This window comes from Nocardia amamiensis, assembly GCF_015477605.1.
GTDB lineage: Bacteria > Actinomycetota > Actinomycetes > Mycobacteriales > Mycobacteriaceae > Nocardia > Nocardia amamiensis_A.
This window is the reverse complement of sequence record NZ_JADLQX010000009.1, coordinates 67,961-86,457: the sequence shown is the minus strand read 5'-3', so window position 1 is coordinate 86,457 and position 18,497 is coordinate 67,961. Positions and strand designations below refer to the sequence as shown.

Here is an 18,497-nt window from a genome sequence, read left to right as displayed (position 1 = left end):
CTCGCAGGCGGCCCCTGGCTACGGTGAGTGCGTGACTACAGGGGATATCGCTCGGCCGCGGGGCAACGACGACACCGCCTACTTTCGGCTCACCGTTGTGGATCAGGCGCTGCGGTTGTTCGCCGAGAAGGGGTATGAGGCGACGACGGTGGACGAGATCGCGGAGGCGGCGGGGATCTCGCGGCGGACGTTCTTCCGGCAGTTCCGGTCGAAAGAGGATGTGATCTTCGCCGATCACGAGTCGCAGTTGGCGCAGGCGGCCGAGTTCCTCTCCGCGTCGCGCGAGGACCCGTGGGAGGCGGTGTGCTCGGCCGTGGTGCAGGTGTTCGAGCGGTTCACGCAGTGGCGGGACATCGCGGCGCGGCGGTATCAGGTGGTGCGGCGCGTGCCCGCGCTGCGGGAGCGGGAGATCGTCACGGTGTTCCGTTACGAGCGGTTGTTCACCGACTACCTGCGTGAGCGGCTGCCGGATGTCCCGGATGTGGCCCGGGTGCAGTTCACCGCGGCCGTGACAGCGACGCACAACTACCTGTTGCGCCGGATGGTGCGGGGCGAGTCGGACGCGGGCGCCGCGGACCTGCGGGTAGAGCTGGCCGCGATCCCGCGCGGTGCCAGACGCACGGCGAACGCCGATGAGCTGGTAGTCGCCGTGTTTCCTCGGGACGCCCCGCCCAGGCAGGTCGCCGATCTGCTGCTCCGCAAGCTCGGCACCCTCTGACCCGACCGGAATGCGACCAATCTGACACTGAGTGCCACAGGTTATCCCCACGTGGTTGGCGTATATGTGGGTATACTCGATGGCAAAGTGGCACTGAGTGCCGATGTGCTGGCGGATATCAGCGATCACCACCGACGACCAGGAGTGAGCCCGATGGCGGGAAACCCCGATTTCGACCTGTTCAAGCTCGAGGACTTCCACGATGAACTACGCGAGGCTATCCGTGCCCTCGCGGAGAAGGAGATCGCCCCGCACGCCAAGGACGTCGACGGCAACTCCCGGTTCCCGGAAGAGGCGCTGACCGCGCTCAACGCCTCCGGCTTCAACGCCGTGCACGTGCCCGAGGCGTACGGCGGTCAGGGCGCCGACTCGGTGGCCACCTGCATCGTGATCGAAGAGGTCGCCCGCGTCTGCGGTTCCTCCTCGCTGATCCCCGCGGTCAACAAGCTCGGCACCATGGGCCTGATCCTGAACGGCTCCGAGGAGCTGAAGAAGAAGGTGCTGGCCGACATCGTCAACGGCGAGATGGCCTCCTACGCGCTGTCCGAGCGCGAGGCCGGCTCCGACGCGGCCAGCATGCGCACCCGGGCCAAGCAGGACGGCGACGACTGGATCATCAACGGCTCCAAGTGCTGGATCACCAACGGCGGCAAGTCCTCCTGGTACACCGTGATGGCGGTGACCGACGCGGACAAGGGCGCCAACGGCATCTCGGCCTTCCTGGTGCACAAGGACGACGAAGGCTTCGTGGTCGGCCCGCTGGAGCACAAGCTCGGCATCAAGGGCTCGCCCACCGCCGAGCTGTACTTCGAGAACTGCCGGGTGCCGGGTGACCGCATCGTCGGCGAGCCGGGCACCGGCTTCAAGACCGCGCTGCAGACCCTCGACCACACCCGCCCGACCATCGGCGCGCAGGCCGTCGGCCTCGCCCAGGGCGCGCTGGACGCGGCCATCGCCTACACCAAGGACCGCAAGCAGTTCGGCAAGTCGATCGCCGACTTCCAGAACACCCAGTTCATGCTCGCCGACATGGCGATGAAGATCGAGGCCGCCCGCCTCATGGTCTACAGCTCGGCCGCCCGCGCCGAGCGCGGCGAGAAGAACCTCGGCTTCATCTCCGCCGCCGCCAAGTGCTTCGCCTCCGACGTGGCCATGGAAGTCACCACCAACGCCGTCCAGCTGTTCGGCGGCGCTGGCTACACCACCGACTTCCCGGTCGAGCGCATGATGCGCGACGCCAAGATCACCCAGATCTACGAGGGCACCAACCAGATCCAGCGCCTGGTGATGTCCCGCGCGCTGCTGCGCTGATTCCGTCGATCGCGGGATGTTCGAGTTCGCTGCAGGCCTTGGACATCCCGCCGATCGCGTTCCACCGCCCCGACCCGGTGCGTGTTCAACCGTAGTGAACGCGGTCGCCGATGCCGCGATCTCGGTTTTCACGGTGCGGGCTCACCATGTTCGAGGTAGGCGGTATTGCTGTGTGTGTATGCGGCGTGGGCCTGTCGTAGCCGGCGCGCAAGTCGTGGGATGACGTAGTTGTCGAGCTTTTCGACCGGAACCCATTCCCAGCGATCGAGTTCGGATGTCTGAAGATTGATGGCTTGTTCATCGCCGAGTTCGCCGCAGCCGAACACATAGAGAATCTTGTCGCCATCGCCTGGGCTCGGCGCCCAGTCGTGCACGAGCAATCGTTGTGGAGCGCGGTCGATTCCGAGTTCCTCACGGACTTCGCGGTGGCACGCCGCTGCGGGCGCTTCGCCCGGCTCCACGTAGCCGCCTGGAATATCCCAGCCGCTGCCGTATGTCTTGTGCACCAGCAGCACCGCGTCCCCCTTTACGAACAGTGCGCCCGCGGCCAATCGCGCGCGAGCGAAGTGTTTGTCCTCACTTGTCATCGGTTTCCTCGCGATCCGCATAGCTTGGGCAAGAGTCTGTGAAGCGAACGACGAGCTGCTGTGGGTGTTGCGCATCCAGTTGAGTACGAGCTGTCGGCTCAGATTGTGGCGTCGAACCGGTCCGGGCCGAAAAACTCCCTTCGCGTCAAGCGCCCCGGGATCGCCGACCCTGGCTCGGACCCGGTGACCTGGTACGAGGCCACCCTCTGACCTGACGGGAATCGTCCCAAGCTCGGTGACCAACAGGCCGGAGCTGCCGTCCGTGCACGGGCTATCGAACGTAGTGGAAAGGTGGCAGTCGGGGCTCGGGGGAGCCGCCATTTCACTCCGCTCGGCGATCGGCAGAGCACCAAAGCCGCCGAACCGGGTCGGCGAGAACCAGTCCAACCACGCTGGTGAGGGCTCGGCTTCATTGTCGTACCGACGGTATAGCTCCTCCGCGTGATCCAGCAGAGTCAGCGCGCGGCGGGTGTCTCCGAACCGGGTTTCGACTTCAGCTTCGACGGCGTCGAGCCATGCGTTCGTCTCCGCGTTTGCGCGTCCTCGTCGTGCGAAGGCGCGGGCGGCGCGGATGTGGTCCCGCGCTTCCTCGGCTCGTGAGGGGTCGCCGGAGAAAGCCGGTGCGAATGCCATGTGGGCCAACACCGCAGCGCCTAGCAACGCATCATCGCCTTCGTGGGCCGCCTGCAGTGCGAGCACGAGACTCTTTTGGGACCGTTCCGGTTGCTGGAGATCGAAGAACTCACGCACGGCTCAGTGCCGACTTACTCGACCAGATGCCAGGCATGTTCCGGGTGAACGTTTCGGTAGTGCCCGTAGGCGGGGAGATTGCCCTGCCGTCGCCACGAGATCAGCGGAGTCTTTTGCGTCGGTGGATCGAGGTTCCGGCTGACCGGTTCCGGCCGTCAGGGGCCGTAGTTCTCCACGTGGTGGCTGACTGCGCGCGACGGACAACCCGCCGTTCAAGGAGTCTCCCAAACCCGATGAACCCGATGTTCACCTGCGGTTGTCCATATGCGGCATGCGATTCGACGTCGTGGCGTGCGAGACGGCAGCGCGTGTCTTCGTCCGAGAGTGGCGGGCCAAGCGGCACCCGGACACTGTTGCTGTTGTTCTCGGCGAAACCGCCGGGCTACCCCGCCTGCGCTGTGAACGTCTGTTCCTGGAGCCGTGAAGCGACCGAACTATCTGACCAGATCGGCGTATTCGCGGTGTTCGGCGATGTACTTCTCGACGTACCAGCAGGTGGGGATGACCGAGAAGCCCGCATTGCGGGAGTCGTCGAGGGCGTAGCCGACGACCTGGGCGGCGATGCCGTGGCCGCGGAATTCGGGGAAGGTCAGGGTGTGGTGGAAGTCGCGGACCTTGGTGTCGGCGTTTTCGGCGTAGTCGGCGTACCCGGCGAGGGTGTCGTCGATGTAGATCTCGAAACGGGTGTCGGCGACGTTGTGCTCGAGCCTGGTCGTCATGATGGGGTAGAACTCCTTGGCGGCGGGGAATGTTCCGTTGGCGCGGTTACAGGATCGCGCCGGGGTTGAGGATGCCGTTGGGGTCGAGGGCGTCCTTGATGCGCCGGGTCAGGGTCATTACGTCGGGGCCGAGCTGGTCGGGCAGCCAGGCCTTCTTCAATCGGCCGACGCCATGTTCGCCGGTGATGGTGCCGCCGAGGGCGATGGCCAAGTCCATGATCTCGCCGAAGGCGCGGTGCGCTCGGGCGGCGTGGTCCGGGTCGGACGGGTCGTGCACGATCAGGGGGTGGGTGTTGCCGTCGCCCGCATGCGCGATCACCGACACCGTCACCGCGTTGCGTTCGGCGATCGCCGCGATGCCGGTGACCAGGTCGCCGAGCCGGGGCAGCGGGACGCCGACATCCTCCAGCAGCAGGGGGCCGAGTTTCTCCACGGCGGGAATCGCGAAACGCCGTGCGGCGGCGAAAGCTTCGCCCTCCGCGGGGTCTTCGGTGTGGAAAACCTCTGTCGCGCCTGCCTTCTCGCAGGCGTTCGCCATGATTTCGGCCTCGCGCCGAGCGAATTCGCCGGGTGCGTCCGACCGTGCGACCAGCAGCGCGGCCGCCGTGCGGTCCAGGCCCATCCGCAACTCGTCTTCCACGGCGTTGATCGACACCGAATCCATGAACTCGAGCATCGACGGCCGCAGTTCACCGGTGATGGTCAAGATCGCCTCGGTGGCCGCGGTGAGTGTGCCGAAGCTCGCGACGACCGTGCTCTGCGGCGGCTGCGCGGGCAGCAGCCGCAGGGTCAGCTCGGTGATCACTCCGAGCGTGCCCTCGCTGCCGACGAACAGCTTGGTCAGCGACAACCCCGCCGAGTCCTTCAGTCGCGGGCCGCCGAGCCGCACGACCGTGCCGTCGGCGAGCACAACTTCCATGCCGAGCACATAGTCGGTGGTGACGCCGTACTTCACACAGCAAAGGCCGCCCGCGTTGGTCGCGGCGTTGCCGCCAATGGAGCAGATCTCGAAGGACGACGGGTCCGGCGGATACCACAGGCCGTGTTCGGCGACCGCCCGCTTGACTTCCGCGTTGAGCAGACCCGGCTGCACCACTGCGGTTCGTGTCACCGGATCGACCGTGATCGCGCGCATCCGCTCGGTACTCAGCACGATCCCGCCGTCGACGGCCGTCGCGCCGCCGGACAATCCGGACCCGGCGCCGCGCGGGATCACCGGGACTCGGTGGGCACTCGCCCAGCGCAGCGTGGCGGCTACGTCATCGGTGCAGGTCGCGCGCACCACGGCCACGGCGGTGCCCGCGTCCGGATCACGCGCCCAGTCCTGCCGGTAGCTCGCGAGCAGATCGGCGTCGGTGAGCACCGCGCCGTCGGGAAGGCAGGCGATCAGGTCTTCCAGGTCCACATATTCACGCTAGCTTCCCGTGCCGGATATTCGCTGATCGGGCGGCTGATCGGCGTGGAGCGACGGCGGTATTGCCCTGGACGCGCTGCACGCTGGATCCGCCCGCACGTCTCTGAAGGTGCATGCTCGCAGTGCCGACGACGGCTTCCCGCATCGGCTCGACCGTGCGGAGGGCGGACCCCAGACGTAGAGTCGGCTGAGCTACCGGCCGGTCTCCCGTTGCTCATCTGACGGCCATCTGCCGCTGGCAGGCTGGTCGCGTGCACGAGCTGTCCGAAACCGCCGACACCATCGCCGATCGGTTCACCCACTGGTGCGAGGCGGTCGTCCACCGATTGCCGCTCGGGCTGGATCGTCTCGTACCTCCCACCTTCCTGGGCTTCGCCCTGATCAACAGCTTCACCTTCGGCGTCGACCTAGTGCTGCTCACCGCCCTCCATGGCGGGTTGGGGCTGCCGGTTTGGCTGTCGGTCACCGTGGCGTATGTGTTCGCGTTCGGCCTCAGCTTCGTGCTCAACCGCACCTTCAACTTCCATTCGCACGCTCCGGTCGGCAGGCAGGCCGCGGTGTACGTCGTGGTGGTCGTCATCAATTACCTGGCGTTCATCCTCGGCGTCGGCAGCGGGCTGACCGCGCTGGGCGTGGAGTATCACCTGTCCCGTCTGCTGGCGGGCGGTTGCGAGGCCGTCTATATGTACAGCGCGATGCGCTGGGTGGTTTTCCGGAGTCGCGCGAACCGGCCGGCGCCCGAACTTGCACCTGACGCGACGTGAGGTCCTACCGTCACAGTTGTGGCGAAGAAGGACGGATACGTCAAGGTGGGCGAGCTGGCGGCAGTCAGCGGGCTGACCGTTCGCACCCTGCACTACTACGACGAGATCGGACTGTTGTCACCTTCCGGGCGTAGCAGCGCGGGGCACCGCCTCTACTCGACCGACGACGTCCAGCGGCTGTACCGGATCGGTCTGCTGCGTGGGCTCGGGCTGCGCCTGGACGAAGTGGCCGCCGCCCTCGACGATCCCGCATGGGATCTGTCCGGGGTGATGAACCGGCATATCGCCCAGCTCGACCGCCGCTTGGCCGTCGGGCACCGGCTGCGGCAGCGGCTGACCGCCATGGTCGCGACGCTCACAGATCACCGCAGCCTCGAAGCCCGGGAAATACTCGACACCCTGGAGGACATGGCCATGCTCGACACCAAGATTCAGCGCCGCATCCCGACGCTCGTCTACCGCGACATCGCTGCCGCGCACGAATTCCTGACCACGGTGTTCGGCCTGGAACCCGGCCGCATCACCAGGGGCGAGGACGGCACCGCCTATCACGGCGAAGTCACCGCGGGTGATGGCGTCATCTGGCTGCATCAGGTCTCCGAGCAGTTCAAGTTGGCCTCGCCCGCCACACTCGGTGCCTGCACCGAAGGCATGTCGATCGTGGTGGAGGATGTGGACGCGCACTACCGTCACGCAAAGGCGGCTGGGGCCGAAATCCTGTACGAGCCCACCGATCAGTTCTACGGTTACCGGGACTACAGCGTCCGCGATCTCGAGCAGCGGTTGTGGACGTTCATGTCGCCGTTGGAGTGATCAGCTCTTCGGTGCGTGGGCCGTCGATGACGATCACATCGTCGTCGGTGAGCGCCCAGTGGTCGACGCCTTCGGCTCGGTAGCGAGCGGCGAGCCGGTTGCTCGCACCGTCCGGATCGGTCGCCGAGTCGATGTGCGGCACAATCGGCCGATCGACCAATCCCAGTCCGTCCCATTGTGGTTCGATACCGCAGGCGGGCACGACCTCGGCGGGGTCGTCGACCGAGTCGATGCCGTGCAGGTCCGGTGTGAGCACACAGGCGCCCGCGCTGTAACCCGCGTAGGCCAGTGCGTCGTCGGCGAGTAGCCGGGTGAGCGCGAGATCCGCTCCACTGCGAGCGAACTGGGCGCGCAGCACGAAAGTGTTTCCGCCGCGGACCCAGACGAGGGGGAACTCGGCAAGGCGGCGTTCGAGTTCCGCGGCACGGCCGACGAAGTCGCGCAGATCGATCTCCTCCGGAGCCCATCCGAGGTTGCGCAACGGCACCAACTCGCTGGTGACGGCGGAGGCTCGCATGACGGGCCATGCGTCGCAGGCATTTCCGATGACCGCGACCCGGCTCGGCGACCCGGCGAGCGCGACCAGCCGGTCGTAGTGCGCCCCGAAACGGTAGCTGGACAGGAAGAGGCGCACGGGGTCAGAGGGTGAAGGCCAGGTGGCGAACGATCCGGTGTCCGAGTTCGGCATCGCCCTCGATGGTGATCTCGTCGAGGTGTTCCTCGGCCTTCGTCCGTCCGCAGCCCAACCGCACGAAAAGCCGGGAATCCATGCGGATTTCGACAGTGGCGGGTTGGTCGAACTCGTCCACATACTTCGCCCGGCCGGCCACCTGGATGCGCAGCGTCCTGGCCAGCGGGCCGGTCAGCGTGAAAGCGATGCGCGCGCCGTCCGGCGCCTCGCCCTTCTTGGCCACCACGCGCGGAATGCCGAGCACGAACTCGGCGAACGCCAGCTCGCCGCGCGGACCGCCCTCCTCGACCGGCATGCCCAGCGCGTCGGCGATGTCGAGTTCATGCGTCCAGCAGTCGAACAACCGCACCCGCATGAACCGGCCGTAGCTGATCTGCCCGATCGGCGACACGGTTTCCTTCGCCCACTCGGCGTCGCCTATCGCCGCGAGTGCCGATCGCCTCCGGTCGATGACGTCGCGGTAGAACTCGAGCAGCCGGGCGCCCGACAGCGGGCGCAGCCGGTCCACCCATATCTCGTTGAGCACCGCGGTCTCGTTGCGCACGTAGGGAAGTGTCCGCACATCGGTCTTGACCCTGGTCGGGTCGTGCGCGGGCGGACGGTCGCCGAGCAGCCAGGATTCGGTGCCGATGACGTGGGCGACGATGTCGAAAACGCTCCAGCCGGGCAGCGCCGACGGCGTGCGCCAGCCGTCCTCGTCCAGCGGGGCGACCAGCGCTTCGATCGCGTCCCACTGCTGTGACAGCAGGCTGATCTGCGCGGTGCGGTCCAGCGTCTCGGTCATCCGTGGGCTTCCTTTTCCGGGCCTTCGCCCTCGTTGTCCAGTGCCGCGATGCCATCCCGGATGGCGGCGGCGGTAGTGACCGGGTCGTGCGGGCGCCGCAGTAGAAAACCTTTGGCGAAGCGGAGCGTGTCGCCGTGCCGGCGGGGGATCACGTGCAGGTGGACGTGCGGGACCGTCTGAAACGCGGCGATTCCGTCGTTGAGGACGAGGTTCGCGCCGTCCGCGGCGAGGCTGCTGCGACGGATGGCCAGCGCCAGCCGATGTCCGGCCCGGAAGATCTGCGCGCCGAGGTCGGCATCGAGGTCCTCCAGCTCGGCCGCGTGCCGCTTGGGGATCACCAGCGTGTGTCCGCGGGCAACCGGCCGGATGTCGAGGAACGCGCAGAGCGTGTCGTTCTCGTACACCTTGGCCGCCGGAGCCTCGCCTGCCACGATGCGGCAGAAGACGCAGTCGTTCACACGCTGGACCATACGGCGTACGGGCCGGTCGGAACAGCCCGTGCGCCGATCGAGCATGACGCACGTCACTATCCGTCGACACGCCGAGGCCCTGACCAGTTGTCGAACCTCGAGGTAAGTAAGGGACTTTTCCGTATGGTCTTGCCGCGTTCACCTGCGGAGACCACGATCACACAGCGAAAGGGAAAAACGAGTAGACCGCGGTTCGGCAGCCGGCGGCCCACTCCGCGCCAACTGGTCGATTCCGGCGGCGCGGCGCGATCCGTCCGGCGTGTGTGACGGGCATCTCAGCTACGCTCACCGCGAGCCAGGTACAGTGGCGAGGATTTGGACGAACTTACTGAACGGTCATTAAGTCCGCTCGTCTACCCGTTGCCTGAAGCTCAGTACGAGAAGGAAGTCTGAAAGTGGAGACAACGCAGAGCGTAGGCGATCCGTCGCCACGTGGCGCGCGTGTCGGAGTCGTCCGCGAATCCGCCGCGGGTGAGCGCCGTGTCGCATTGGTGCCGAAGATCATTCCGAGCCTGATCAAGCAAGGTGTGGAGGTTGTCGTCGAGCCCGGTGCCGGGCTCGGTGCGCTGATTCCCGATAGCGCCTATGAGGAGGCGGGTGCCTCGATCGGGGACCCGTGGTCGGCGGATGTGGTCGTGAAGGTGGCCCCGCCCAGTGACGACGAAGTGGGCAAGCTGTCGTCGGGGCAGACGTTGATCGGGTTCCTGGCGCCGCGGAATGCGGAGAATCAGATCGGCGCTTTGCAAGCGGCGGGTGTGCAGGCGTTCGCGGTGGAGGCGATTCCGCGGATCTCGCGTGCGCAGGTGATGGACGCGTTGTCGTCGCAGGCGAACGTGGCCGGGTACAAGGCGGTGCTGCTGGCCGCCTCGGAGTCGACCCGGTTCTTCCCGATGCTCACCACCGCGGCGGGCACGGTGAAACCGGCGACGGTGCTGGTGCTCGGCGTCGGCGTGGCGGGGTTGCAGGCGTTGGCCACCGCCAAGCGTCTGGGTGGGCGGACCACCGGGTACGACGTGCGTCCCGAGGTGGCCGATCAGGTGCGTTCGGTCGGTGCGCAGTGGTTGGACCTGGGCATCGATGCCGCCGGTGAGGGCGGATACGCGCGTGAACTGACCGAGGAGGAGAAGGCCACCCAGCAGCAGGCGCTCGAGGACGCGATCAAGGGCTTCGACGTGGTGATCACGACCGCGCTGGTGCCGGGACGTCCGGCGCCGCGGTTGGTGACGGCCGCCGCGGTGCAGGGCATGAAGCCCGGCAGCGTGATCGTGGACCTGGCCGGGGAGACCGGCGGCAACTGTGAGCTGACCGAGCCGGGCGAAATCGTGGTCAAGCACGAGGTGACCATCGCCTCGCCGTTGAACCTGCCCGCGACCATGCCCGAACACGCTTCGGAGCTGTACTCCAAGAACATCGCGGCGCTGCTGGAACTGATGCTGGTCGACGGCAAGCTCGCGCCGGACTTCAGCGACCAGGTGCTCGCCGATTCCTGCGTCACCCGTACTGCGACCGCGGCGGCGGAGTCCGCTGAGCCGGAGTCCGCTGAGCCGGCGGAGTCGGCTGAGGCGGAGGACGCGGAGTCGGCGGAGGCGGAGTCGGCGGAGGCGAAGGACGCGACCGAGGCGAAGGTGGAGAGCTGATGTACACCGAATTGTTGGCGAATATCGCGATCCTGGTGCTGTCCGGGTTCGTCGGCTTCGCTGTCATCTCCAAGGTGCCCAACACCTTGCACACCCCGCTGATGTCGGGGACCAACGCCATTCACGGCATCGTCGTGCTGGGTGCGCTGGTCACGCTGGGCAAGATGGAAGACCCCTCGATCGGTATCCAGCTCATCCTGTTCGTGGCGCTGGTGTTCGGAACCTTGAACGTGGTCGGTGGTTTCGTGGTCACCGACCGCATGCTCGGCATGTTCAAGGGCAAGAAGCCGGTTGCGGCGGATGCGTCGGAGAAGGCGGGTAAGTAGGCCATGGACAATCTCGTCAATATCCTTTACATCGTCGCGTTCTCCCTGTTCATCTACGGTCTGATGGGCCTGACCGGGCCGAAGACCGCGGTGCGCGGCAACTGGATCGCCGCGGTCGGTATGGGCATCGCCGTAGTCGCGACGTTGATCGCGGTCCGGGAGACCGGCAACTGGATCCTGATCATCGCCGGGCTGGTGCTGGGTGTCGTGTTGGGCGTGCCGCCCGCGCGCTACACCAAGATGACCGCGATGCCGCAGCTGGTGGCCGCGTTCAACGGCGTCGGCGGCGGCACGGTCGCGTTGATCGCGTGGGCGGAGTTCCTGGACACCACCGGCTTTTCCGCGTTCAAGCACGGTGAGGAACCGACCGTGCACATCATCGTCGGTTCGTTGTTCGCCGCGATCATCGGTTCGGTGTCGTTCTGGGGTTCGCTGATCGCGTTCGGCAAGCTGCAGGAGATCCTGCCCGGCAAACCGATCGGGGTCGGCAAGCTGCAGCAGCCGCTGAACCTGCTGCTGCTCGTCGTGGCCGTCGCCGCCGCGGTGGTGATCGGCGTGCGCGCCGCCGACGGCGGCGCGGCCTGGTGGTGGATGGTGCTGCTGCTGCTCGCCGCCGGTGTGCTCGGCCTGATGGTCGTGCTGCCGATCGGCGGCGCGGACATGCCCGTGGTCATCTCGCTGCTCAACGCGCTGACCGGCTTGTCGGCCGCGGCCGCGGGTTTGGCGTTGAACAACACCGCGATGATCGTGGCGGGCATGATCGTCGGCGCGTCCGGCACCATCCTGACCAACCTGATGGCCAAGGCGATGAACCGGTCCATCCCGGCCATCGTCGCGGGCGGATTCGGTGGCGGCGGGACCGCGCCGGGCGCCGGTGGTGGCGAGCAGAAGCAGGCCAAGGCCACCTCCGCCGCGGATGCCGCGATCCAGATGGCCTACGCCAACCAGGTGATCGTCGTCCCGGGCTACGGCATGGCCGTCGCGCAGGCCCAGCACGCGGTCAAGGAGATGGCGGAACTGCTGGAGAAGAAGGGTGTGGAGGTCAAATACGCCATCCACCCGGTCGCCGGTCGCATGCCAGGGCACATGAACGTGCTGCTGGCCGAGGCCGAGGTCTCCTATGACGCGCTCAAGGAGATGGACGAGATCAACGGCGAATTCAACCGCACCGACGTCGCGTTGGTGATCGGCGCCAACGACGTCACCAACCCGGCCGCCCGCGAGGACTCCGCCAGCCCGATCTACGGCATGCCCGTGCTCAACGTCGACCAGGCCAAGTCGGTGATCGTGCTCAAGCGCTCCATGAACAGTGGTTTCGCCGGTATCGACAACCCGCTGTTCTACGCCGACCACACCTCCATGCTGTTCGGCGACGCCAAGAAGTCCGTCAGCGCAGTGACCGAAGAACTGAAGGTCTTGTAGGCCAGAGGTTTTGCCCCGGACGCCCCTTCACCGACCGCGGTGGAGGGGCGTCCGGCGTAATTCGATGGACACCGCTGACTGTCACCCCGGATCATGCTCGGAGTGTCCGCACGTCATGAGCCTCTTCGGTTGATCGGTCCCGGGCAGCCCGCGGTCGATCCCGCCGAGCGGCTGCCGTGGACCATCACGGTCGATTCCACCTACTCGGTCCGCGATGCGATCGATGCCCTCGCGCTCGGTCCGTTCCTGCGCGGCGACCAGCCGTGCGCGCGCACCGCGCATCTGGAGCGAGTGCGTCCCGACGCGCCGCTGCGCCCGGCGCGCGGCCGTGTGGTTCGCACGGTGCGCGACGACGACAGCGGCGCGACCCTGGTGGTCGGCGCCGGGTGGTCGTTGCGATCGGTGCGCTGGTCGGGTGGATCGGCGCTGGTCGAGGTCACCGCCGTCACCGACGCGCTCGCGGACGAACTACTCGCCGAGGCGATCCGCGACGCGGCCGCTCCGCCCGAGGTGGGGGAGACCGTCGAAATGGGGTTCTGGCATCTGCACAGCCACGGGCCGCAACGGCGCGCTCGTTCGATCTCCGCGCCCGAGTGGTCCGCGATCCGCGGCAACTACGCGGCGGAGGTCGCCGCCGCGATGGACCACCTCATGACGCTCACCGCCGACGACGTGCGCGGCCGGCTGGTGCTGCTGCACGGACCTCCCGGCACCGGGAAGACCACCGCGCTGCGGGCACTGGCGCGAGCCTGGGGCCCCTGGTGCCAGTTCGATTGCGTGCTGGATCCCGAGGTGATGTTCGGCAAGCCCGGATATCTGATGGATGTGGCGGCGGGCGTCGACGGTGACGGCGGTGAGCGCCGCTGGCGCATGCTCGTCTTGGAAGATTGCGACGAGCTGATCCGCGGCGAGGCGAAAGAGGCTGCGGGCCAAGGACTTTCCCGGCTGCTCAACCTCACCGACGGCATGCTCGGCCAAGGCCGTGACGTGCTGGTCGCCATCACCACCAACGAGGATCTGTCCCGGCTGCACCCGGCGGTGACCCGGCCGGGGCGGTGCCTGGCGCGGATCGAGATCGGTCGGCTGTCCGCGGCGGAGGCGTCGGCCTGGCTGGTGCGGGAGGGAAGCGACACCACCGTGGCCCCGGACGGCGCGACGCTCGCCGAGCTGGTTGTGCTGCGTGACGGTGACGTTCGGATCGATGCCGTCGCACGAGATGCCGTGCATCCAGGGCTCTATCTGTAATCGGGTGGAATCCGGGGTATTACGCGCGTTCGGGTCCGGCGGCCGAAATGGACCACGCGGTATCTCATGCGGCGCGGCCCGCGCTGATCGGCTAGATTCCATGGGTTCGCCCGCCGCCCAGTGCGGACGGAAGCACGCGAGACCCGGGGAGGGGATCCATGACCACACCACCGAACTATCCGTATCCAGGTCAGCCCGGCGGCCAGCCCGGCTTTCCGCAGCAGCAGCCAGCCGCGGCGCCGCAAGGCCTTCCGGGCCAGCCGCCGGGCTACCCCGGTCAGCAGGGATATCCCCAGCCGGGATATCAACCCCAACCGGGTTATGCGCCACAGGGTGGCTTCCCGCCGCCGCAGCAGCCGGGCTACCCCGCCGGCGGTTTCCCTCCGCCAGGGCCGCCACCGCAGCAGAATCGCGGCGGCAGTGGCGGGATCGGGAAGATTCTGGCCGTGCTCGGCGCAGTCGTGGTTATCGGCCTTCTGATCGTCGGCGGCCGGACCGTGCTGCGCTCCGACGGCGAGAAGATCGAGATCGGCCAGTGCGCGAAGTTGTCGGGCACCACCGTCAAAGCCGAGTTCGCGATCAAGGACTGCTCCGATTCGGAAGCCAATTACGTAGTGGCGCAACGGCTCGACGACTCGAACGCGGACTGCCCGACCAAGGACTACGCCAGCTACTACCAGACCGGCGGCGACGAATACACGCTCTGCCTGCGACTGAATGTCAAGGAGGGCGACTGCATCGACGGCGGCTTCCTCGGCGCCAGCACCAAGGTCGCCTGTGGCGCGTCGGCGGACTTCAAGATCGGCCGGATCGTCCGCGGTACCGCGGACGTATCCGCGTGCGGGTCGAAGGCGACCGAGAACGACACGATCGTCTACCCCAAGCCCGAACCGATCACGCTGTGCTTGGTCCCGCCCAAGTAAGCCCAAGGTGATTGTTGACGTGGAAGCATGACGAGCGTCGGCGCGCGGCTCCTGCGGACCAAGTGGTTCGTGCGCGCGCCGATCCTCGCGTTTCGCGCCCGGCTCGGATTCCTGTTCGGGGGGCGGCTCCTACTGCTCGAACACACCGGCCGCACGTCCGGCCGCCTACGCTATGTGGTGCTGGAGACGGTCGCTCGGCCGAGCCGGGACCGCGTGGTGATCGCGGCCGGATTCGGCAGCCAGGCGCAATGGTTCCGCAATCTCGTCGCCGACCCTCGCTGTCATGTGAGTATCGCTGCGCGCCATCGCGTTCCGGCGTCAGCCCGGGTACTCCCTCCGGACGAGGCCGCAAATGTTCTCGACGGCTACCGGCGCGATCATCCGAAGGCGTACCGGAACCTCGGCCGGATCATCGAGGAAGCCACGGGCTCGGCCATCGACAAGGTGCCACTGGTCGAGCTGGCCTTACGGTCTTGAAGCTACTCAGCGCGAAGGTTTCCGCGGCGTAGCCACGACGTTCGCGTATCGGCAGCAGAGCAGCATGGCCACCAACGGCACCACCATGGCCGTGGTCAGCGATACCACCGCGGTGAGCCAGCCGATCACCGTGGGACCGGCGAGCAGCCCGAGATAACCGACGCTGAATACCCGGGACATGTCGGTGGCGGCGGTATCCGAGCCCAGATTGCCTGCCGCGGTGAAGATTTGCGGGACGCCGCCGGAGAGTCCGAGTCCGGCCATCGCCCAGCCCGCCAGCGTCAGCGGAACCCACGGCGACACGATGATCACGGCCAATCCGATGGCCGCGATCAGCGCACCGTAGCGAACCACCGCCACCCGGCCGAACGCGTGGCTGACCCGGTCGGTGCCGAAACGTCCGACCGTCATGGTGGTGGAGAAGGCGCCGAACGCGAGCGCCGCGGTCGCCTCGTCCGCGCCGAGATGCTCGCGCATCTGCAACGTGCTCCAGTCGGCGGCTACGCCTTCGGCCAGCAGCAGCGCGAAGGCGATCGCCGCCAGGGCCAGTACTTTTCGGCCGCGATCGCGGGTTTCGGTACGCACGGTGTGTTCAGCGGTGTTCCGGTCGGGCTCACTCAGCGGCGAGCCGGCCGGTGTGGCGTCGGGCCGGACCGGTGCAGGGTTGTGCTCGGGGCCGACATCGAGCACGGTCGTCTCTCGCTCGAGTGCGATCGTGTCGTGCTTGCCGAACTCCACATCGGGCAGGGGAGCGTCACGCTCGGTGGTGTGCACGGCCGAGAGGTCCCGGATGGTCGTCTCCGCGTCGAGCGTGGTGTCGCGCAGCAGCCGCGGCACCAAAGCGAGGGTCAGCGCGACGCAGCCTGCTGCGGCCAGCGCCAGAGTCAGCCGTACGTCCCAGCCCGCGCGCAATGTCGCGGCGCCGGCCAGTGAACCGAGCAGGCCGCCGCCGGAGAACAAGGCGTGGAACGCGGCCATGATCGGACGCCGATAGGCGCGTTCCACATGCACCGCTTGGGTATTCATCGACACGTCCAGCGCGCCGTTGCCGAAACCGAAACAGGCCAGCGCGAGGGCGAGGGTGACGGGTCCGGTGGCCAAGCCGGGGCCGATCACCGCCACCGAGGCGATGCACGCGGCCGTACCGACCAGCGTCCTGCTGCCGAGCCGATCGGCGAGCGGACCCGCCAGCCGCATTCCCACGATGCCCGCACCGGCCATCAGCAGGATGAACATCCCCAGCGTCGACTTCGCGACCCCCGTGCGGTCGGTGACGACCGGGATGTGCACCACCCACATGGCGAGCAGGAAACCGTTCAACGCGAATACCGTGAACACCGCGGCACGCGCGATGCGGATCGGACGCTCGACCGTCGGGCTCGACACCACTTCGACGGTACCGACGAACGACCCGCTCTCGCCAGCACGCCCGCGGACCGGTCCAGGGCGCCGTTGACCTGGTGATGCTTCCGTGCGTGGCGCTCGACGTTGCGCGTCACGTCCGCGGGCGGGCCTACTGATCAGTTCAACGCCTCATCGCTGCGGGACATTCCAGACTCCCGTGATCACCGTCTCCATGACGTAGTCCGCGAAATCCTTCGGTTGCCGTCCGAGCGCTCGGCGTACCCCGTCGGCCGGCTTGGCATTGCGGCCGTCGAGCACGGTGCCGAAGAGGTAGTCCAGCAGGCTCACCGTGTCGGCGGGCACTCCGTATTCGGTCAGCCCGGCGACGAAATCCGTGCGGGACGTGGGCACGAAGGCGATCGGCCGGTCGGTGGCCACGGCGATCTCCGCGACCGCTTCGGCAAAGGTGATCGCTCGCGCGCCGGTCAGTTCATAGATCTCGCCGTCGTGTCCATCCGAGGTGAGCGCGGCGACGGCGACGTCGGCGATGTCGTCGGCGTGCACGAACGGCTCCGGCACGTGACCATTGGGCAGCGCGACTTCGCCTGCCAGGATGTAGTCGGTAAACGCGCCTTCGCTGAAATTCTGCGCGAAGAAACTGCACCGCACGATGGTCCAGTTCAGGCCCGATGCCTGCACGATCTGCTCGCACTGCACGCCCTCCGGCTCGCCGCGCCCGGACAGCAGCACCAGTTTGCGCACCCCGGCGCGCGCGGCGGCCGCTGCGAACGCGCGGATCACCTCGGGAGCGCCGGGGACCGCGAGGTCCGGTTGGTAGGCAACGTAGGCGCTGTGCACGCCGGCCAGCGCCGCGGCCCAAGTGTCCCGGTCGGACCAATCGAAGGGGATGTCGGCGGCTCGGGAACCGACCCGGACCGGATACCCGGCCGCCTGGAGCCGGGTGACGACGCGGCTGCCGGTTTTGCCGGTGCCGCCGGTGACGAGGATGAGGCGCTGGTCAGCGGTGGTGTGTGTCATGGTTCCAGTACATCGGCCCCGGCTGAGACGGAACATCGTTGAACGGCTCATGGTCATGCGCGATCGTCTACAGTTGACGGGGTGGATGCGTTAGCCAGTCTGCTCGAAGGTCCTCGCGCCCGCGGTGCGTTCGTGATGTGTTCGCTGCTGGACCCGCCGTGGTCGCTGCGGATTCAGGACCAGTCCCCGCTGACGGTGCTGTCGATGATCCGCGGCGGCGCGTGGATCGTCACGGACCAGGGCGCCCCGCGGCGGCTCGGCGCGGGCGATGTCGCGATCTTTCGTGGGCCCGATCCCTACACGGTGGCCGACGACCCGGCGACCGAACCGCAGATCGTCATCCATCCGGGCCAGGTGACCAAGACGCCCGACGGTGAGATCCTTTGTGAGACACTCAGTCTCGGCGTTCGGCAGTGGGGTACCGACCCGGAAGGGGTCACCATGATGGTCACCGGGACCTACGAGTCCGCGGGGGCGGCCAGCGAGCGCTTACTGCGCGCGCTCCCGCCGGTGATCGTGTTGCAGCGGGGCGACTTCGACAGCAGAGTGCTCGACATCTTGGTCGACGAGGCGACCAAGGATGAGCCCGCGCAGAGCGCGGTGCTGGATCGCCTGCTGGATCTGGTGCTGATCGCCGCGCTGCGCGCGTGGTTCGCTCGCAACGACGCGCCCGCCTGGTACCACGCCTATGGTGACCCGCTGGTCGGCAAAGCCCTGCGCCTGCTCCAGCACAACCCGGCGCACGGATGGACGGTCGCGAGTCTGGCGCAGGCGGTCGGCGTGTCGCGCGCCGCGCTCGCGCGCCGGTTCACCGACCTGGTCGGCGAGCCGCCGATGGCGTTCCTCACCGAATGGCGGCTGGCGCTGGCCGCGGACCTGCTCCAGGAATCCGACGCCACCATCGAGGCGATCGCCCGCCAAGTCGGGTACGGCAGCGCCTTCGCGCTGAGCACCGCGTTCAAGCGCCACTTCGGCGTCTCCCCGCGCGACCACCGCCACGGCGTGGGCGGTCAGGCCCGGAGGAGGGAGCTTGCGTAGCCATGGAGGGCCCCGCACGCGGCGCG

Annotated in this window: 19 protein-coding genes; 11 read left to right on the top strand and 8 right to left on the bottom strand. The window is 67.6% G+C overall.

Annotated features, from left to right (window positions below; translation table 11 throughout):
* The first annotated feature begins 31 nt into the window (after positions 1-31).
* Both IU459_RS14290 and IU459_RS14285 read left to right on the top strand, forming a co-directional pair.
* Complete coding sequence (locus IU459_RS14290) at positions 32-718, top strand: TetR family transcriptional regulator (protein WP_195129999.1); 687 nt, start codon at positions 32-34, stop codon at positions 716-718.
* Between the two features lie 153 nt (positions 719-871).
* Positions 872-2,029 carry an acyl-CoA dehydrogenase gene (locus tag IU459_RS14285; protein WP_195129998.1) on the top strand — a complete coding sequence of 386 codons (1,158 nt, stop codon included), beginning with the start codon at positions 872-874 and terminating at the stop codon, positions 2,027-2,029.
* Positions 2,030-2,157: 128 nt separating this feature from the next.
* Here the strand turns inward: IU459_RS14285 and IU459_RS39655 are convergent, their stop codons facing one another.
* The 3 genes from IU459_RS39655 to IU459_RS14270 all read right to left on the bottom strand — a co-directional run bounded on the left by IU459_RS39655 (position 2,158) and on the right by IU459_RS14270 (position 5,490).
* Positions 2,158-3,366 carry an NUDIX hydrolase gene (locus tag IU459_RS39655; RefSeq protein WP_324198865.1) on the bottom strand — a complete coding sequence of 403 codons (1,209 nt, stop codon included), beginning with the start codon at positions 3,364-3,366 and terminating at the stop codon, positions 2,158-2,160.
* Positions 3,367-3,800: 434 nt separating this feature from the next.
* Entirely contained in the window at positions 3,801-4,085 is a 285-nt protein-coding gene (locus IU459_RS14275) for a GNAT family N-acetyltransferase (protein ID WP_195129997.1), read from the bottom strand.
* Between the two features lie 46 nt (positions 4,086-4,131).
* Positions 4,132-5,490 (bottom strand): FAD-binding oxidoreductase, encoded by a 1,359-nt coding sequence (locus tag IU459_RS14270; protein ID WP_195129996.1) that lies wholly within the window; start codon positions 5,488-5,490, stop codon positions 4,132-4,134.
* 260 nt (positions 5,491-5,750) lie between these two features.
* Here IU459_RS14270 and IU459_RS14265 point away from each other — a divergent pair, with 260 nt between their 5' ends.
* A complete protein-coding gene (locus IU459_RS14265) occupies positions 5,751-6,263 on the top strand; it encodes a GtrA family protein (protein WP_195129995.1) in 513 nt (170 codons plus the stop codon).
* Positions 6,264-6,281: 18 nt separating this feature from the next.
* Positions 6,282-7,076 (top strand): MerR family transcriptional regulator, encoded by a 795-nt coding sequence (locus IU459_RS14260; RefSeq protein WP_195129994.1) that lies wholly within the window; start codon positions 6,282-6,284, stop codon positions 7,074-7,076.
* On the opposite strand, the gene IU459_RS14255 is transcribed toward IU459_RS14260, so the two are convergent.
* From IU459_RS14255 to IU459_RS14245, 3 genes are read right to left on the bottom strand one after another with little or no spacing between them, the layout of a single operon-like run.
* Positions 7,057-7,710 carry a Type 1 glutamine amidotransferase-like domain-containing protein gene (locus tag IU459_RS14255; protein WP_195129993.1) on the bottom strand — a complete coding sequence of 218 codons (654 nt, stop codon included), beginning with the start codon at positions 7,708-7,710 and terminating at the stop codon, positions 7,057-7,059. The genes IU459_RS14260 and IU459_RS14255 overlap by 20 nt on opposite strands.
* Before the next feature lie 4 nt (positions 7,711-7,714).
* Positions 7,715-8,551: a maleylpyruvate isomerase family mycothiol-dependent enzyme gene (locus IU459_RS14250; RefSeq protein WP_195129992.1), complete on the bottom strand. Its 837-nt coding sequence runs from the start codon at positions 8,549-8,551 to the stop codon at positions 7,715-7,717.
* Positions 8,548-9,009, bottom strand: a complete 462-nt coding sequence (locus tag IU459_RS14245) for an HIT family protein (protein WP_195129991.1) — start codon at positions 9,007-9,009, stop codon at positions 8,548-8,550. The genes IU459_RS14250 and IU459_RS14245 overlap by 4 nt, the downstream gene beginning before the upstream one ends.
* Positions 9,010-9,416: 407 nt before the next feature.
* Here IU459_RS14245 and IU459_RS14240 point away from each other — a divergent pair, with 407 nt between their 5' ends.
* The 6 genes from IU459_RS14240 (at position 9,417) to IU459_RS14215 (ending at position 15,051) form a co-directional block, all read left to right on the top strand.
* The gene (locus tag IU459_RS14240; RefSeq protein WP_195129990.1) at positions 9,417-10,658 is read left to right on the top strand and encodes a Re/Si-specific NAD(P)(+) transhydrogenase subunit alpha; all 1,242 of its coding nucleotides are present in this window, start codon (positions 9,417-9,419) and stop codon (positions 10,656-10,658) included.
* Positions 10,658-10,984, top strand: coding sequence for an NAD(P) transhydrogenase subunit alpha (locus IU459_RS14235; RefSeq protein ID WP_195129989.1), 327 nt, complete (start codon positions 10,658-10,660; stop codon positions 10,982-10,984). Before IU459_RS14240 ends, IU459_RS14235 begins: the two co-directional genes overlap by 1 nt.
* A gap of 3 nt (positions 10,985-10,987) precedes the next feature.
* Positions 10,988-12,406: an NAD(P)(+) transhydrogenase (Re/Si-specific) subunit beta gene (locus tag IU459_RS14230; protein ID WP_195129988.1), complete on the top strand. Its 1,419-nt coding sequence runs from the start codon at positions 10,988-10,990 to the stop codon at positions 12,404-12,406.
* A 93-nt stretch (positions 12,407-12,499) separates the two neighbouring features.
* Positions 12,500-13,651 carry a DUF5925 domain-containing protein gene (locus IU459_RS14225; RefSeq protein WP_195129987.1) on the top strand — a complete coding sequence of 384 codons (1,152 nt, stop codon included), beginning with the start codon at positions 12,500-12,502 and terminating at the stop codon, positions 13,649-13,651.
* A gap of 158 nt (positions 13,652-13,809) precedes the next feature.
* The gene (locus tag IU459_RS14220) at positions 13,810-14,574 is read left to right on the top strand and encodes an LppU/SCO3897 family protein (RefSeq protein WP_195129986.1); all 765 of its coding nucleotides are present in this window, start codon (positions 13,810-13,812) and stop codon (positions 14,572-14,574) included.
* Between the two features lie 27 nt (positions 14,575-14,601).
* Positions 14,602-15,051: a nitroreductase family deazaflavin-dependent oxidoreductase gene (locus IU459_RS14215; protein ID WP_195129985.1), complete on the top strand. Its 450-nt coding sequence runs from the start codon at positions 14,602-14,604 to the stop codon at positions 15,049-15,051.
* A 6-nt stretch (positions 15,052-15,057) separates the two neighbouring features.
* Here IU459_RS14215 and IU459_RS14210 read toward each other — a convergent pair whose 3' ends face one another.
* Both IU459_RS14210 and IU459_RS14205 read right to left on the bottom strand, forming a co-directional pair.
* Positions 15,058-16,437 (bottom strand): MFS transporter, encoded by a 1,380-nt coding sequence (locus IU459_RS14210; RefSeq protein WP_195129984.1) that lies wholly within the window; start codon positions 16,435-16,437, stop codon positions 15,058-15,060.
* 147 nt (positions 16,438-16,584) lie between these two features.
* Positions 16,585-17,433, bottom strand: a complete 849-nt coding sequence (locus IU459_RS14205; RefSeq protein ID WP_228837908.1) for an SDR family oxidoreductase — start codon at positions 17,431-17,433, stop codon at positions 16,585-16,587.
* Between the two features lie 81 nt (positions 17,434-17,514).
* On the opposite strand from IU459_RS14205, the gene IU459_RS14200 reads away from it, so the two are divergent.
* Positions 17,515-18,471: an AraC family transcriptional regulator gene (locus tag IU459_RS14200; RefSeq protein WP_195129983.1), complete on the top strand. Its 957-nt coding sequence runs from the start codon at positions 17,515-17,517 to the stop codon at positions 18,469-18,471.
* Positions 18,472-18,497: the final 26 nt, after the last annotated feature.

Excerpts from the sequence above, each read along its gene's own strand:
- IU459_RS14225 (WP_195129987.1), top strand. The coding sequence starts at position 12,500 with ATGCTCGGAGTGTCCGCACGTCATGAGCCTCTTCGGTTGATCGGTCCC.
- IU459_RS14230 (WP_195129988.1), top strand. The coding sequence starts at position 10,988 with ATGGACAATCTCGTCAATATCCTTTACATCGTCGCGTTCTCCCTGTTC.
- IU459_RS14220 (WP_195129986.1), top strand. The coding sequence starts at position 13,810 with ATGACCACACCACCGAACTATCCGTATCCAGGTCAGCCCGGCGGCCAG.
- IU459_RS14285 (WP_195129998.1), top strand. The coding sequence starts at position 872 with ATGGCGGGAAACCCCGATTTCGACCTGTTCAAGCTCGAGGACTTCCAC.
- IU459_RS14205 (WP_228837908.1), bottom strand. The coding sequence starts at position 17,433 with ATGACACACACCACCGCTGACCAGCGCCTCATCCTCGTCACCGGCGGC.
- IU459_RS14215 (WP_195129985.1), top strand. The coding sequence starts at position 14,602 with ATGACGAGCGTCGGCGCGCGGCTCCTGCGGACCAAGTGGTTCGTGCGC.
- IU459_RS14275 (WP_195129997.1), bottom strand. The coding sequence starts at position 4,085 with ATGACGACCAGGCTCGAGCACAACGTCGCCGACACCCGTTTCGAGATC.
- IU459_RS14250 (WP_195129992.1), bottom strand. The coding sequence starts at position 8,551 with ATGACCGAGACGCTGGACCGCACCGCGCAGATCAGCCTGCTGTCACAG.
- IU459_RS14235 (WP_195129989.1), top strand. The coding sequence starts at position 10,658 with ATGTACACCGAATTGTTGGCGAATATCGCGATCCTGGTGCTGTCCGGG.